This is a genomic window from Thalassotalea euphylliae, assembly GCF_003390335.1.
Classification (GTDB): domain Bacteria; phylum Pseudomonadota; class Gammaproteobacteria; order Enterobacterales; family Alteromonadaceae; genus Thalassotalea_F; species Thalassotalea_F euphylliae_B.
This window is the reverse complement of sequence record NZ_QUOU01000001.1, coordinates 2,262,521-2,279,080: the sequence shown is the minus strand read 5'-3', so window position 1 is coordinate 2,279,080 and position 16,560 is coordinate 2,262,521. Positions and strand designations below refer to the sequence as shown.

The following is a 16,560-nucleotide window of genomic DNA, read 5'->3' as shown; positions in this document are numbered from 1 at the left end:
GGCAGTGCTTTAATTGAATGCGCCAAGTTATTTTTGGCGCTCGGTAGTTGCTGTAATCTTTTGGGTAAAAGGCGCTGAGTAATCATCATTGCTCCTTGCTGGTTGAATTGCTTATAGCCTTGCTTATTCGGCTCATGTTTCGCTTTAGTCCCACTCTTATATAAGAAAAATGCAAGAGCCAAAATGCTGACCAACTTGCTTGTTTATGGGGTGTATTTACTTAGTTTGTTAATTTGTTTAATGTTAAGTGGTCGTACCTGATAAATTTTAACGTGCTAATTAGCGAACAAAGCAACTGAATTAGCGATTAACTGAGCTCTTAACAATAACGATAAATATCCTATGAACCCGTCTCTTGTTACAACTAAAATTGAAGAAAATATTGCGATTGTCACCCTAAACCGTGCCGATAAACACAATGCGCTGAATCTTGACATGTTTAAAGCGATCCGCGCCACCATCAAGTCGCTTAAAAAGAATAAAACAATCAGAGCGGTGATTGTACAAGGTGATGGTGTTGATTTTTGTACTGGGCTAGATGTTAAATCTGTGATGGGGAAAGTCAGTAATTTTATCGCCTTGTTATTTAAATGGCGTCCAGGCAAGGCTAATTTAGCGCAATATGTATCAACGGGTTGGCAAGAAATTCCCGTTCCCGTCATTATGGTGCTTCATGGCCGAGTTTGGGGCGGCGGTTTGCAAATTGCGCTTGGTGGCGATTTTCGTATTGCACATCCTGAGACAACACTTTCGGTACTCGAAGCTCGTTGGGGGCTTGTACCCGATATGGGTGGCACGTTAGCACTAAAAGAGCAATTACCGGCAGACAAAGCCAAGCTGCTGGCAATGACAGGTCGCGAGATTAGTGCCAAGCAAGCACAAAAGCTGAATTTGATCACTAAAGTCAGTGAGGTACCTGTTGAAGCGGCCATGGCACTCGCGCAAGAAATCAGCGCGCAATCACCTGATTCAGTGGCAGCCGTGAAAAAGTTGTATAAAAATGCTTGGTGGCACAGCAAAGCGTTCGCGCTGGCCAGAGAGTCTTGGTATCAAATCAAAATTATCCAAGGTAAAAATCAGGGTATCAAAACCCGCAACCAATTAAACCCGGAGCAAGCCAAACCGTTTAAACAACGTAGCAATTGGTAAGGCCGTTATTGGAATTTGTTTTTATCGTCAGATACCTCCCTTCATATCAGCGTTGAGTAGCGTCAACAGGCTACTCACGTGAACTCGCTTGAATTCGTCTAGCCCCTCAGTTAGGCTTACCGTCCTTCCCCTTAGATTCAAAGCGTTAAAGTGACTTCAGTAATCCTGTTAGATGGCGGCATGGGCCAAGAATTAATCAAGCGAGCCAACGTGAAAGCAACACCGCTTTGGTCGGCACAAGTCATGTTAGAGCAACCAGCTTTAGTGCGAGATTTACACCTCGATTTTATCAATGCTGGTGCTAAGGTCATTACCTTAAATAACTACACGGCAACGCCCGGACGATTAGCAAGAGATGCGTCTATCGATTTGCTAGCGCCGTTACACCAAGCCGCAATTTCCGCAGCGCAAAGCGCGATTGAATTAAGTGGTGACAACGATATTCGTATCGCTGGCTGTTTACCGCCATTAATGGCAAGTTACACCGCTGACGCTGCCTTAGACTTCAACACATCGCTTACACACTACCAACAATTAGTTGAGTTACAGCGCACCGCTGTCGATGTGTTTATTTGCGAGACCATGGCAAGTATCAGCGAAGCTACCGCTGCGGTCACCGCCGCCAAAACAGCCAATAAACCTGTTTGGGTGAGCTTTGTCTTACATGATCAACTAGCGCAATTGCCTTCTGGCGAGTCACTTGTGGATGCCATCGATGCGATTCAATACCTTGGGGTTGATGCGGTACTCGTCAATTGCTGCGCACTTGAAACCATCAATAAAACCTTGCCATCACTTGTTGCCCACTTTCCCGTCACAGGCGTTTATGCCAATGCCTTTGTCGATGTAGAGCCATTAAAACCCGGTGGCACGGTAGATTGCCTTGAAGAGCGCGATGATATTTCGCCATCAATGTATGCGAAACAGTGTCTATCATGGGTACAAGATGGCGTGAGTATTGTTGGCGGTTGCTGCGCAATTGGGCCTTCGCACATTAAAGCAATAAACCAATTACTCACCGACAATCATATAAAAGTTGTTAGTGACCTCGACCACTAACACCAAGATCAGATGATTGCACGCTAATTTAGTCAACAAGTCTTAACGCTAGTATAAATGCCGTTACTATAGATGACGCTGTTGTTTGTACGCTTGGTATTAACGTGTAGCATGATCCCACCACTTGCCACCTAAGCGGCTTTAACCAACTCATCCGCATGCCCTTGTTGTGCTACTCCCTAACTTTCGCACTTTCCTTTGGAGTTAGTTTCGATAACTAGCCTGCAAAGCGCTTAGTAATTCTCTAGCATTTTTTTCTCAAATTGGTGCGTATACTGCTCGTATTGCTCAACCCCAATTTTCTGTTGTAACTTATTGATTTCTAAATTAACGTTATTGATTGTCAGGGTGTTATTATCAAGTTCGTATACTTGTTTGAGTGTTTGATAGTAAAACGCCAAAATAATTTTGGCGTTCTCGTGCCCTTCTATTTGCCCTGCTTTTATCTTCGCGAGCTTGCGATAAATACTGTTGTGTAACTGTTTTAATCGCCAAACATAGTAAATTTCATGCAAGAATTCGTGTCGTTTAACACTGTTGGTGATCATTCCCATGGTCACTAACGCGAGAATGACACCGCCTAGGTTATAACGAAAGTTACTCTGGGTATCTGGGTCAACAATTGGCTCAGCAAACAACGCGATAAACAGGCTGCCAAACACAAGTGCCAATAGCGCGAATAAAATCACAAAAACAACCGTAACTTGGTTCAGTTTTTTACGGTAGTTGGCTTTATTTACAGTTTCAATTTTCATAGTCGTTAGTTTTTTACGCTTTGTAGAGTTAAATAGCAAGATTGCTATGGCGCGCAACTTTCGCTTCGACGCCACGATACCACACCGGCTCTCGACAACTCAGGCTCAATTGTTTTTTTGCACGAGTAACGCCAGTGTATATTAGTTCTCTGGTCAGTAACTGATTGTCCGCTTGGCTTGGCAGCACCATAGCAACATGTTCAAATTCACTGCCCTGGGTTTTGTGAATAGTCATCGCAAATACCGGCTCAAAACTAGGTAAGCGCGATGGGATCACGGTTTTATAGCCCGTTGATTGTGCTTCTTCGAAGCAAGCGACTAAATGCCCTTGAGCATTTTGCCAAATAATACCCATATCACCATTATAAAGCCCTAAGCCGTAGTGATTTTCATTAATCATGATGGGTAAGCCATGGAACAGCTTTGCTTGCTGATAGTGACCTTTTAGCATAGCAATCACTTGCTGGTTTATGGTTTCAACCCCTTCACTTCCTTGGCGAGTCGCACATAAAATTCTAAACTTGCTCATCAGCGCGAATGCGTCTTCAACCTTTTCTGCCGACAGCAGGGGTTGATAATACTGCTGAACATAGCGGCTGAGCCATAAAGATAGCTCTGCTGGTAATAGCGTTAAGTCATCCCGACACTCGCTGTGTGCCATAATATATTGCCAACTGTCATTTGCTCGCCCAGCGATGGTTGCCATCGCGATATTCCCTATCGCCCCTTCACCATCAAAACGGCGGCTTTTCAAGAGAATCGAAAGGTGATCTGCACACTCTTGCTTGGCCGCAGGTAGCTGCTTAACTTGAGTCTTACTTAACTGGCAAACTTGGCCAAGGAACTGCAGATTGGCTTTGCTGTAACCTAGATGCGGTCGAATAGCGATATCGGCTAGCACGCTGCCGAGAGCAACAGATGGTAGTTGGTCGGCATCACCTAACATGATCACTTGGCATTTGACCGGTAGCGCTCTAAAAAGGCGCTCCATCAATGGCAGATCTACCATGGAAACTTCGTCAATGATGATCAAATCCATGTCTAGTGGGTTATCGCTTCCCTTTCGAAAATTCACTTGATTAGGAATGACGCCAAGTAAACGATGCAGTGTTTGCGCCTTAGTCGGTAACACATCGAGTATCTGATCATCAATAGCGCCCCTAAAGCCTGCGACTGCATTTTGAATGGATTCGGATAAACGCTGTGCGGCTTTACCCGTTGGCGCAACTAAGGCTATATCTAAATCCTTACTTATAGATGCATTATTTTGCTTGACCTTTAACATGGTTAAGGCGGCCAGCAACTTAGTAACTGTGTATGTTTTACCTGTGCCGGGACCACCAGCGATAATACTCAACCCTTTGTTTACACTATTAGCAACCGCGATTTGTTGCCAATCCACTTCTTGCTGCGTTTTGGGAAATAGCCTTGCGATGACCTCACTAATGGCATCGCTTGAATATCCCAAGTTTAGTGACGCTTTTTCCAGCAAAGCAGCCTGTAATGCACGCTCGAACGAAAAATTTCGACGCATATACAAGCAGTCTTGCCAATACACTACGGGAACGTCATTATCATCAAGCGACAGCTTTGCCATCACTTGTTGTAACTCGTCATGTGCAGGAAACGCAAAACCATGATGTGTTATCACATTGTCTTCACTGGCAACGCCAAAACGCTGGTTAGCAACAACGCTTAACGGCAAACAAGTGTGACCATCTCGCACCGAAGCGCTAAGCGCCATTAGTAAGTGATACCACACATCAAATTCCGCTGACGATAGCGGCATAGCAATAGGCGAGCTAGTCATTTCTTTTGCAAAAAAATAATCAATCGGCTCAATATCTGCAATTTGTGCTGCTGCGCTAGCAAATTTATCATAAACGATGGCCTGCACATTTGTGTTGGCCGTTGCAATAACGCTAGTCATTAGTTACCACTCCCAATTCGTTACTGCGCTCGCCATCGGTGCTGTCCGCTCCGGCAAAAAGCGCATCCATCGCCGCTAATTCATCCGCTGAAACATCACTAAAGAAAACACCAGTGGGGCTTGATGCATTATTACCTTTTGGGTTTTCGCTTACCTGTAATCCACGTAGGTACAAGTAAAATACACCGCCAAAATGCTTGGTGGGATCATAATCGCTGATTCGAGACTTGAGCAGCCGATGAAGCGCTAAGCAGTAAATTAAGTACTGTAAATCGTAGTAATTTTCTGCAATGTTTTGCTGTAATGCACTGTGGTGATAGTGCTCGGCAGCATCACCTAAATGCGTAGATTTATAATCGCATACGTAATACTTGCCTTGGTGTTCAAAAATTAAATCAACAAACCCGTGCATCATGCCTTTTAATGCTTGATAAGCCGGAAGTTTTACCGCTTTTAACTGCGTATGCGCTTGATCTTTAGCCATTTGGCGCTGCCGATGTTGATAAACCAGCACCGCGAGTTTTTGGCTGCTCGCCTTTTCCATAGGAAAATAAAACTCTTGCTCTTTTAATACTCTATTTGCGTTTAAGCCAGCTAAACAGATGCCATCGCCTAAATCGCAGCGAACAAGTTGTTGACACCAGTTTGCTAATTCATCAGCAGACCACTGCGCTAACAGCGCGGCATATTTCACCTTCATTGCTTGCGATAGTGCTAACCAGTCTTGGTGCTGAAAATCACCCAATTCCAGTAAGTCGTGTAATAAGTTACCCGTTTGTGCTCCTTTGGCTAAATCAAAACCGATCCGATTAACGTTAGACGCGACAATGGCCGGTTGCTCATCGAGATCGCGATCTGGCCTTGAAACACCGCCATGACGTAAGTTTTTACTCAATGCGGTAAATGAACTTAACCACCAATCTCGTTCAATTTTACTGGTAAAGGTGGCCACTTTAGGGTCACTCTCGTCAATACCACTAAGCGAAGGTTTATGTTTTTCGGGAGCTTGAGCGCTTGTAGTTACATCATTAAGGCATTGGTAACCGATGGCCTGCGGGTATTGCGCCGACAGTGCATTAAGCTGCTCGCTAATATTCACCTTTGCAGGCCATGCTAAGGTTTTACCTAACGGCGAGCGCTCGACCTTGTCAAAATTCGCCACGAGTAAATAGCAGCGCTGGGCAGCACGTGTAACAGCCACGTACAACAACCGAATGGACTCGGCGTAAGCCTCTTCAGCCATCTTAGCCAATTGCTGTTCGTTGCCCGACAAGCTGGTGTGTAATTGCCCTGTTTCGTCGTGATATTCAATTACAGTAACATGGCGGTTACCGATTTTACCGGGATCTTTATGTCGAGACGCGAACGGCACAAACACCACCGGGTACTCAAGCCCTTTAGAGCCATGCTGAGTAACGATTTTAATCAGTTGCTCGTCGCTTTCTAATCTCAGTTCAGCATCCGACTCTGTACTTTCCAAGTTAATTTGTTGCTCAAACCAATACACGAGTTCCAACGGTTGGTGATACCTAGCACTGGCGGCTTGCAACAGTTCAAATAAGTGCAGTAAATTGGTTAACGCTCGCTCTTTTGTTTCACCAAGCACACTCACGTGCTCATGCAGCAGTTTAAGGGCTGCTGAAATAAAGCCTTTGTGCTGCCATTCATCGCGTATGGCTTTAAACGCAAATTTAACGTCTTGCCATGCTAACTCATCATTAGATAAGGCCAATAAACTGCTAGGCGTGTGTCCTAAAAGCCCCGATGCTAAGCCCGCATTAAAGTATCGGTCTTGCTCTAGAAATAAGACGGCTTTAAGCACCAAGAGTAACTGACTGGCTTGTTCGCTGTGCCACAAATTGCTGCGATTACTCAAATAAACACTGGCCAAGTCATAAGCAGTTAATGCTTGTTTGACGATCGCCGCTTCGGTGCCATCTCGCACCAGTATGGCGATATCAGCTGCGGATATCGCTTGTTTGTTGTCACTAAGCAGCGAGGTTATCTTACCTGCTAGCCAAAATGCCATCTCGCTGCGCTGAGCGGGTTTTGCCGTTTCGGCCTCATCATCAAATATAAAATGAACAAATTGCAACGACTTGTCGTCATCCGCTAAATCAAGCGATGTAACGGTATTTGAGGCATTAACAGGATGATAAGGAATGTTACTGCCAAAAGTATTTGCGCCTGCCTCGTCAAGCGATGAACCGTAAAACAGTCGGTTGTACCCTTGGATCATTCCTGCCGTTGAGCGCCAGTTCGTATCCATTACCCAAAAGTGCTGACAAAAATTTCGCGCCGTTAAATAGGTAAAAATGTCACCGCCGCGAAACGCATAGATCGCTTGCTTAGGGTCGCCAATCAAGAACAAAGTCGCCAGCTCTGCGCTTTGGTAAATTTGGGTTAAAATATTGAACTGGTTCGGATCAGTATCTTGGAATTCATCCACCATTGCAGCGGGATACTGTTTTGCCAGTTGTCGAGCCAGTTTTTTCCCCGCATCCCCTGCACTTAGCTGTTTGGCAAGAATTGCAATAAGATCGTCAAAGCTAAGTAGCCCTAAATGCTGTTTTTTGCGCTCTACCGCATCAGCAATAATTTCAAGCCCGCTAGCAACGACTTGATAGGCAGCTAGGCGCTTAACTTTTTCAGCTAAGCCGCCGAACACTTGCTTTAATTCGTTAATAGGCGTGAATATTTCAACTAAGGTTGTTTTTACTTTAGAGCGGCCATAGCGGCGACCATCGGTAAAACTCGCAGGTAGTGCAGGAAGTGCCAATAACTCAGGAAGCTGCAGAGTACTAGCATCTGCCAACCAAGCTGTTAGCTGCTCATATTCACTAATCCGCTCTAACCGTTTGGCACCCTTTTGATTATCCACCAACTGCTCAAATAAAAATGCTTGATGGCTGGACAAATTATCCACGGCGTGCGCTGCCAATTGATTAACTTGCAACGCAAGATCTACTGGCGATGGCACAGTAAGCGAGGCATGTTTGTCAATGGCTTGGCCAAATACTTGAATAAACTGCGCGGGTTCAGGCCAAAACTCTGCAACGGTTAAATAATCATCCGGTGCTTGTTTGGCCAACAATCGATACCAATCTTGCACCGCTTCAACGGTTTGTTCTTGGCAGCTAGACTCCATGGCGAGGTTAAACAATAAACCGCTGTCGAACGCGAACTCGCTCAGTACGCGTTTGCAAAAGCCGTGAATGGTAAAAATCGCGGCATCATCTAGAAACAATAAAGCACGGTGTAACTTTGCCATTGCTTGGGCTTTGTCGAGTGACTTTGCAACGGTTTGATAAAATGCGTCGTTTACTGCTAAGTCATCCCAGTTGGCAATGGTATTTCTCAGCACTTGACCAATACGGCTTTTGATTTCCTCTGTGGCATCTTTGGTGAAGGTCATCACCAAGATTTGCTCAACGGTCAAGTCTTTCTCTAGCAATAGACGCAGATAAATGCGGGTAATATTAAAGGTTTTACCTGTACCGGCACTGGCTTCAATTAAATGGCGGCCAGTTAACGGAATCTGCTCAGCGTGTAGGGGTTCTAACTTCATGACGTTACGTACTTATGTGCGTTCTGATTAATTGCTTTATTCTTTAATGTTTGGCTTTTTAAGCTTTTTAACTCGCTATTGTCTTGCGAATGTGGGGGCACCAAAACACTAGCGTTTTACCTTATCAAGAGCTTGATACATAGGCTCATACAGCGTAATTAGTGTTGGCATAATGTCGTCAAGTTCAGGACATTGCGGCCAGAAAAACTGCATATAAGGATCAAAACCCGGTGCCATCATGTTATTGCTGTCATACCAGTAGTTTTCCAATTGGCTTTGTTCAAATTTACGAGCATTAAAGGCTTTGTGAGCAATATCCGCGTTAGCCAACATTGGCATTTGTTGGCCCGTTAAATAGTAGTCAACCAACAACTGCAATTGTTTCTTGGGCTCACTCATCGGACGACAAAAATACTGAGTGACCTGCTGTTGTTTGGTATCGAAATAAAGCCCGGTCACTGGTTTATCACAAAATACAGGCATTGAGTTTTCACACTGGGATTGCTCAGCTGAAACACTGGCAATAAGTTGTGCTAAATACAGTGAAAACAAATCTTTAGCTTTCGCCGTTGACGGGCGATAAAACCCAATCGCCTGTTCATTCACAGGTAAGCTGCCACGAAGTTTGAGTAATTGCACCACCTTGCCTGACTGCTTAATTGGCACAGACAATGAAAATGGTGCTAATTCTGTGTCACTTATGCCAGCTTCGATAATGGCTTGGCTAAATATATCGTTATCTTGTTGCCATTTATCGAATAACTGCTCGGTAATAGGTGTATCGGCGAATCGACCAGAGAGCCTTGCTTGCTTTTTCACGTCATCTTGCGCCGCCTGTACTTCTTTGGTGCCGTTTGGCATTGCCGAAGATAAGCTTGTTTCAAGCAGCGCTTGTTTTAACTGGTAACTGGCTAGTCTATCGTAACTAAATTGCTCTATGTCACTTGGCGCTGGCTCTGTTTGCTCAAAATACACACTGAGTGCGCGCTGCGCGTACCAACGGCTTGGATGTTGATAGAAACGAATAAGGTCGGCTAATTCAATTTCTGTATCAGCCACGTTTGTATCCGCGCTTTCCGTCCCAAAATCGGCACGGGTATCATCCGAAAGTGCTTCTTTTTCTTCGTCTTTATTAGCCTTGTTATGCTCATCATGGCATTCTTCACTGTTTTCGCCATCGCTTTTACCGAGCTTGAGCCAATGTGCATCAAAGCTTAGATAACGACCGCGGTAGTTATCTAAACTAAACGCTTGCAGCGGTAATTGACGAATATGGCTAGTGGGCTTTAAATTACATTGCCAACCGTAACCTGCGCCCAAGTAATCAAATAATTCCTGCAAAATAATGCTCGGCTCACGCACTTTGTTGTTTTGTACATTGCGCCCTTGATAACTCAAGTAAAGCTTGTCGCGCGCTGAGATTAGCGCTTCGAGAAATAAGTACCTGTCATCGCCACGTCTTGAACGATCCCCAAGCTTTGGCGGTGTGCTGTTCATTAAATCAAAGGCGAGTGGCTGACGCTGCCTTGGATACTCATCGTCATTAAGCCCCAAAACAGCAATCACTTTAAATGGAATACTGCGCATTGGTAACATAGAGCAAAATGTCACTTGCCCTATCATAAATTGCCGTCCCGTATCAGGGGTAGAAAAGTGAGCGGTTAGAAACTCTTTAACAACCAGCAAATCCAGTATTTCATCGGTTTCTGCCGTGTGGTTATACTCTGCCAATAAGCCAAGTGCGTGATAAATAATATCAAGGCTTTCTGCAGCGCTGGGGTGATACAACTCGGCAACTAAATCCGTTAGATACTGCTGCCATTTTTGCGGTGATTTAGGTGTTTTAAGCGCTAATGTGCTGTTCGCCAGTTGTTCTAAAAACAGCATTAATTGGCCAAGAATAAAGGCGTCTTGGCCTTCAACATCAGGGAGGTAAAGCTGCTCACCAACGACCGTTAACTGGTCGCCATAGGCAAATCCTCGCAATAACTTACTTAGCCCTTGTTGCCAAGTAAAGGCTTCACTTACTTCATTTGCGCCCAGTATTTCCGCTTTGTGTTGCTGTGAAAGCCCCCAATGAATAGCGGCATGCTCTAGCCAGCCACTGAGTTTTACGACGTCTTCACTGGTGAGCTTTAACTGCTGCTGCACCGCTTCTAGTCGTAGCATGGCAATAATTGAGGTCACGTGAAAGCGGCTATCCGGCAAGGTAAGCAAGTCAACGAATGTCGCAACTAAAGGGTCGGCATTTTGCACGTTGCGATCAGCAATCGAGCATGGTAGCGGTGGGACATCGTCTGCTAAGTCTTGCCAGCCTCGGGTAAACACAGCATGGACAAAAGGAGCATACTGCTCAATTTCAGGACACATCACCAGAATGTCTTTTGGCGTCAGCTCAGGATCTTGATTTAATTGATGTAGTAGCCAGTCGTGTAGTGCTTGGACTTCGCGAAACGCGCTGTGGCAGCTGCTAATTGTCACACTGTCGTCGACTAACTCAGTGGGTGTTTGCCGCGCGTCAGTTAACGTTAAGACATCGTGTTGCAGGCTTTTGAGTAGCGGTAGTTGCTGAGGGCTATCAATATTTTCTGGTTCGGCACCAGCTTCTGAACTGACATAAGCTTCTGGTTCAGGCTGATGCTGCTCAAACACATCAATATTAATCGTACTCACTTGTTGCAGCTGAGCCAGAAACTCGCGGCCCTGTTGCCCCCAATTGGCCAACAGCGGATTACCTACTGCTGCCGTGAGATTGTCGGCTTGATCTGTCCATTCATTTAATTTCGCAACAAACTGCTTTTCCGTTTCGATATCGCCCCAATAATCCGCACAAGGATTTAAATGGAAAAAGTGAATATCGATATGCTCGCCAAGCATTTCTAAGAAATTAATCCACATTGGTGGCAAGGCATTAATGCCAAAAAATGAAATGCGTTTAGGTAGCTGCGCTATTTTGTCGGCAATACGCTCGGCGGCATTTTCCATTAACTCAATTGGGTTGTAGGATTGGCGCTGTTGCAATAAATACCACAGTTTACCTTGCCAGTAATAGGTTTGTTGAGTGGTATCTTCAACTACGTGGTTTTCAACCACATCGTCTTGAGCAAAGTCAAAATTTTGCTGGCTCCAGCGGTCAATCCAGTTGGGACGAAAAATCAAGTATTGCTCGAATAAATCAGCAACTTTCATGGCAAGCTGATAGCGTTTTTGTTGCTGTTCGCTGTGACTCGAGGCACTTTGCCAATATTGTGTTGCCTGCTCAAATACATCGTCAGCCAAGATCTGTTCAGTGCACAATAGTTCAAATACGCGCCAAACGAGCACTTCACGCGCGTAAAGCGATTGATCGGGTACGGCTTCATCACTGGCGATTTCACGAAGCAACTTCCAGAGATATTGCGCAGGTAATGAAAATTCTATATTCATCGCGATACCACGAGACTGGGCAATCGACATATTGAGCCAATGCTGCATACCGGCATTTTGTACAATAATGTGTTCTTGATCGAACAGTGACAGTGGCGAGACTTGCTGAATTTTGTTGAACAGGGCTAGCAAATTCTCCATTTTGTTAGCAGGGTAGATGTAAATCAATGTGTTATCGCAGGCAATCGATGATGATCAAATTTAATCACACGCTACCAGCGAACACTAGCGTAATTTGATTGAACGACAGCTGTTTGGTGATTTTTTACCTGATTTTAACTGTTAGCCCAATTTACCACCGAGATAAGACCGTAATGCTAGCAAACTAGATACAGTATAAGGCTATAAACAGTTACACGTAACCGTATTATTTACCATAAAATCAAGTAATAAAATGTAAGTGGTTTTGATATTTATCACCAAGCCAAGGGACGCTGTATATTTCTCCTTTGAATGCATGAAAGGCGCTAATAAGCCAGAAAATAGCTACGACAAAGTTCAGCAGCCAGCCAATTAACGGGATAAATGACAATAGCGCTGCGGTGATGATCAGCCCCAGAGATTGGCGAAGATGAAAAGCCACTACATAGCTTTTACCACAGCCGTGTTTGTTTTGACCGTATAGCACAATGGCAGCAAGCCAGCCAAGCACGGTTAGATAACTTAACAACGCTATCATCCGTGCATAATCATGGTCCGTATGAGTACTTGTTTGGAATTGCATAGCAGCTCCCCTTTTTACAACAGCTACCCCTTTAACGTTAGTCAGAAATCATCAGCGAAACAAGCTAAAAATGTGTGCCAAATATCGTCGGCTTTGTTAATTTAACCATAGATTTATGAATTTGTTCGCAATTTATGCCTGAAATAAAAATAAGACCCGTCGCCAATAATCACGGACAGTTTTTAACTTTCTTAGGAGTCATAGGTGTGCTGATAAGCATCGCCGTTAGTCATCATTTTTGGGCTGAGTTTCGCATGGTGATAGCCTTATTGTTATTAGCCAGTCTGGTGACTTTTTTTATTGGCTTCGCCAAGCGTTTAGAGCCTGAACATAGTTTTTCAATAACACCGCAAGGTATTACATTCCAGCATAAATACGGCAGTTGGAAACTGCCGTGGAGTGATATTTTACGCTTTGAACAACTAAACGTTCAGGTTGGGTTAGATAGACGCCCTCTTCCCTATATCGGTGTTAGACTAGGCAGCTGTGATAACTTGATCAACTCGATAACGCCAAGGCTGGCAAGTAGGTTGCCACACGAGCAACGACCACTGCTCACCATGGCAATTACGCAATCACTACTGACTATTGAGCAGGCACAAATAAATTTTAGCCCCTATAAGCACAATGATAAATTGATTAAAGGCCCTATTGCTTTGTATATGCACCATACCCAAGCACTATCGACGGCCTACGGGTATCATATTTATTTGCCACTTTCAGCGTTAGATCGCAGTGCAGATGACTTTATTCAACTATTGAAACAGTGCCAAGCGCACCGCCACGATTATTAATTTTCCCCAGATGCTTGTTAAACGCTTTACAGCTTTGAATAAATCCCTTTGCTTTCGCTTCAAGCTCATCTTTGGTGAAGGGTTGGTATCTGAGTGCATCATACTCTGTACACAATTTGGCAAACAATATGGCGGCCTCTGAATTTTGAGCCGAAATTGCAGGTATCAATGTGCTAGGCACTTGATGAGCTTCTCGTTTTAAGCCCCTAGCGGTCAGCTTATCAAGCAGGGCTTCAAATTGAAGTTGCCAGCGCGGTTTAACCAGCCTTGGTTGTTGGTAAAACCCTCGAAGCCATAGCAATACAAACATCGACAGAAAAACAGCGATAATAATTGCTGTAGATTTCCAAAAACTGCCACTGCCGAGTAACTCTTTTAAAAAGCGAGATTGCTTTTCCACAGTGTAACTTAATACGAGGCGGTTCCATTGATAATCTATCGCCTCTATCTGCATTCTAATTTTGGCTAACCACTGGGCACTAGAAAACGCTTCCCAACTAAACGCACCTGCGAGATTAATGCGCTGCTCCCTGAGTGCATCAGCCATATTGTCGCTAACTCTGTCTGGGCTAACCGCTGAGGTGGGATCGATAGTCACCCAGCCTAGTTCAGGTAACCAAACTTCCGTCCAAGCATGAGCATCGTATTGATAAATCGCGAAGTAGTTGCCACGTTCGTTGCGTTCACCGCCTAAATACCCGGTCACTAATCGCGCCGGAATACCCGCGGCACGCATTAAAAAAGCAAAGCTGCTGGCATAGTGCTCGCAAAAGCCTGATCGGGTATCAAAATAAAACTGGTCGAGGCTATTGTTGGCTAACAGCGGCGGAGTTAATGTGTAAAAGTATTCTTGCTCTCGGTACTGCGCCAAAACATGATTGATCAGTGCCTGCTTATTGGTATATCGGCCAGCAAGTTCTTGGCCAAGTGCTTGTAGCTTAGGGCTAACATCGGCTGGCAGCCGAGTATAAAAACGCTGAAACACTTGTGACATCTCAGGTTCGCGAATCGCATTAGGGTAACTGACAACTTGATAACTTTTTGTCTTTGTTAAGGGTTGGTTATTGATCAGTGAAAAGTCAGCAAGTTGACGAGCATCGTTACTGGGAGCAAGCGCGGTGTCTAGGGCGAATAACCAATGTTGATTACTTTGCTCGACCATAATTTGGTAGCTGTAAGACTCTGTGTCATTGGCCGCTATTTGAAAATTTGGCTCGGCCAGCAAGTAACGAGGAGCTTGATTATTTTGGGTACGGCTCCAACTTTGACCGTTGTAAAACGGCATAGTCATCGCACGCCAATACATTTTAGATATTGATGGAGAATCACCGGTAAACTCAACCCGAAAGGCCAATTCATCAGACAGTGCTAATTTCGCAATATCACCCGGTCGTACATCACTGCCAAGGCCCGTTTTAGCGGTATTCGCCAATGGTACTTGCCAAAACGGTGAGAGCCTTGGAAAAAACACAAACAGTGCAGCGGCTAATGGAATACTGAGCAACAATAACTTGCCGGTTTCTCGATACGCAATAGGCACGGCAATCGATGCCGCAAATACTCGAAACAGCAGTGCAAAGTTAAGTACCACTAACGACATAACGATGGCAGCGAACCAAATATTCTGGGCAAAAATTAATGCACAGGCATGTAAAAATAGCCCGATCAAAATCAGTTGATAAAAATCAGAGCGTTTACGTATCTCAAACGCCTTGATGGCGTAGGCAAAACAAATCAGATGCACCATACTGAGCAGCAACCCCAGTGACTGGCCATTGACAATGATGATCCCTGCCCCCGTTAACGCGAAAAGCGCAACAATAAGCCGAGGGGTGGCCTCTATCTTTCCTTGTCTTTGCTTTTGCTTGGCGGCATGAATTCTCGCCACTTGCCAAATGATGCTCAGGGCGATTAGCGCCATCATCCATGTGGTCAGTTCACTGACAAATAACGCCAATGTCAGCGTTTGTACGAGCAGTAATAGCCAACAATTGAGCAAACTTAGCTGATAATGCTCAGTTCCCGAACGCTTTTTAAAATCAAACATAGAGAAATTAACGCGTTTATCACGCACTTTAAATTCAACTAATGACGGCATTCGTGCACGCAAAGACTCAATCATATCAGCCACCAAATTCCGCCAACGCTCGTAAGCATTGTTGCTTGTGCTGCTCACCGTGATCGGCGCTAATTTTCTGGTGCGCCAGCGAAAGGCCAAACGCATAACTTGCTTGGCTGTACTGTAAAACCAGATAACACAGGTAAGAGAGTTTTTGCTCAATTGATACTGGCGGCAACATATCGAGCGATAGTTCACGTCGTTGGCCCGAGAGTTGGTGGTAGTGCTTGGTCAATTTCCCCTGCCCACGCGCTAACTGCTTCCAGGCAACACGTGCCATTGACTCGCCAGGTTTATAGGCGGTAAGCTCTTTAAATTCATCGCCATCGCGGTCACTCACCAGTTGCTCGCCATCTTGAGCTTGATTGGGCATTTCCAGTAAATGTTTACTCGCTATGGCCATCGGGTGCGGATAAACAACCAACTCATGGCCAAAGTCTAGCCATGACCAGACGCGAAATAGTCCAAATGCGTGTTCGCTGAACACCTTTACACGCCCTGGTGATAACACGCCGCGTTTATTTGCTTGGTAGTATATGGTGACTTGCGCTTGGCGATTCGCTGGTGTCGTTTTGGCATCGTTGCCAATGTGTTTGAGCTGGGTGGTTGATTGTTTATCAAACCCCAATACGATGCCGTGTTTTGCCGACCTTGCCTCAAGTGAAATGGCAACTGGAATATCTTGGCCTTTAAAACCTTGAGCATACGGTTCAGCTTTGATAATTAACCCTTTAAGATTAAAAAACGCCGTCAGTTTTGCCGTGATAAAAAAACTGCCCATCAAGTAGCAAAGTAAGATGATTACGTTGTTCTGGTAGTTGGTACCGAGTAAGAAAAGCAATACCAACACAGCGAGGTAAGCGAAGCCAAAACGCGTTGGAAAAATAAAAATATTGCGATTGGTGAGTTCAAACTGTTTGGCTACAGGTACGCGCACTGTCAGCCACTGATTAAACTTGTTGGTAAAATACTGTTTGAACTTGTTGATCATATAACTGCCCTTAGGGCCTTATTCGATTTATGTTTTCGTTTCGTA

At 44.8% G+C, this 16,560-nt stretch carries 10 protein-coding genes; 3 read left to right on the top strand and 7 right to left on the bottom strand.

Annotation, left to right across the window (positions count from 1 at the left end):
- Positions 1-342: 342 nt before the first annotated feature.
- On the top strand, positions 343-1,149 hold the full coding sequence (locus tag DXX93_RS10000) for a crotonase/enoyl-CoA hydratase family protein (protein ID WP_116007974.1): 807 nt from the start codon (positions 343-345) through the stop codon (positions 1,147-1,149).
- Between the two features lie 150 nt (positions 1,150-1,299).
- Positions 1,300-2,208, top strand: coding sequence for a homocysteine S-methyltransferase family protein (locus DXX93_RS09995; protein ID WP_116007973.1), 909 nt, complete (start codon positions 1,300-1,302; stop codon positions 2,206-2,208).
- Positions 2,209-2,441: 233 nt separating this feature from the next.
- On the opposite strand, the gene DXX93_RS09990 is transcribed toward DXX93_RS09995, so the two are convergent.
- The 5 genes from DXX93_RS09990 to DXX93_RS09970 form a co-directional block, all read right to left on the bottom strand.
- Complete coding sequence (locus DXX93_RS09990) at positions 2,442-2,963, bottom strand: DUF3087 family protein (RefSeq protein WP_116007972.1); 522 nt, start codon at positions 2,961-2,963, stop codon at positions 2,442-2,444.
- Positions 2,964-2,991: 28 nt separating this feature from the next.
- A complete protein-coding gene (recD, locus tag DXX93_RS09985) occupies positions 2,992-4,893 on the bottom strand; it encodes an exodeoxyribonuclease V subunit alpha (protein WP_116007971.1) in 1,902 nt (633 codons plus the stop codon).
- Positions 4,886-8,461 (bottom strand): exodeoxyribonuclease V subunit beta, encoded by a 3,576-nt coding sequence (recB, locus tag DXX93_RS09980; protein ID WP_116007970.1) that lies wholly within the window; start codon positions 8,459-8,461, stop codon positions 4,886-4,888. The genes recD and recB overlap by 8 nt, the downstream gene beginning before the upstream one ends.
- A 108-nt stretch (positions 8,462-8,569) precedes the next feature.
- On the bottom strand, positions 8,570-12,055 hold the full coding sequence (gene recC / locus DXX93_RS09975) for an exodeoxyribonuclease V subunit gamma (protein ID WP_258872644.1): 3,486 nt from the start codon (positions 12,053-12,055) through the stop codon (positions 8,570-8,572).
- A gap of 214 nt (positions 12,056-12,269) precedes the next feature.
- Positions 12,270-12,611: a DUF4870 domain-containing protein gene (locus DXX93_RS09970; RefSeq protein ID WP_147302672.1), complete on the bottom strand. Its 342-nt coding sequence runs from the start codon at positions 12,609-12,611 to the stop codon at positions 12,270-12,272.
- A gap of 206 nt (positions 12,612-12,817) precedes the next feature.
- Between DXX93_RS09970 and DXX93_RS09965 the strand changes: the two genes are divergently transcribed.
- Positions 12,818-13,405 (top strand): DUF2982 domain-containing protein, encoded by a 588-nt coding sequence (locus tag DXX93_RS09965; RefSeq protein ID WP_181902192.1) that lies wholly within the window; start codon positions 12,818-12,820, stop codon positions 13,403-13,405.
- Here DXX93_RS09965 and DXX93_RS09960 read toward each other — a convergent pair.
- Both DXX93_RS09960 and DXX93_RS09955 read right to left on the bottom strand, forming a co-directional pair.
- Entirely contained in the window at positions 13,359-15,527 is a 2,169-nt protein-coding gene (locus DXX93_RS09960; RefSeq protein WP_181902191.1) for a transglutaminase family protein, read from the bottom strand. The two genes, DXX93_RS09965 and DXX93_RS09960, sit on opposite strands and share 47 nt — an antisense overlap.
- A 1-nt stretch (position 15,528) precedes the next feature.
- Positions 15,529-16,515, bottom strand: a complete 987-nt coding sequence (locus DXX93_RS09955) for a DUF58 domain-containing protein (RefSeq protein ID WP_116007965.1) — start codon at positions 16,513-16,515, stop codon at positions 15,529-15,531.
- Positions 16,516-16,560 lie beyond the last annotated feature (45 nt).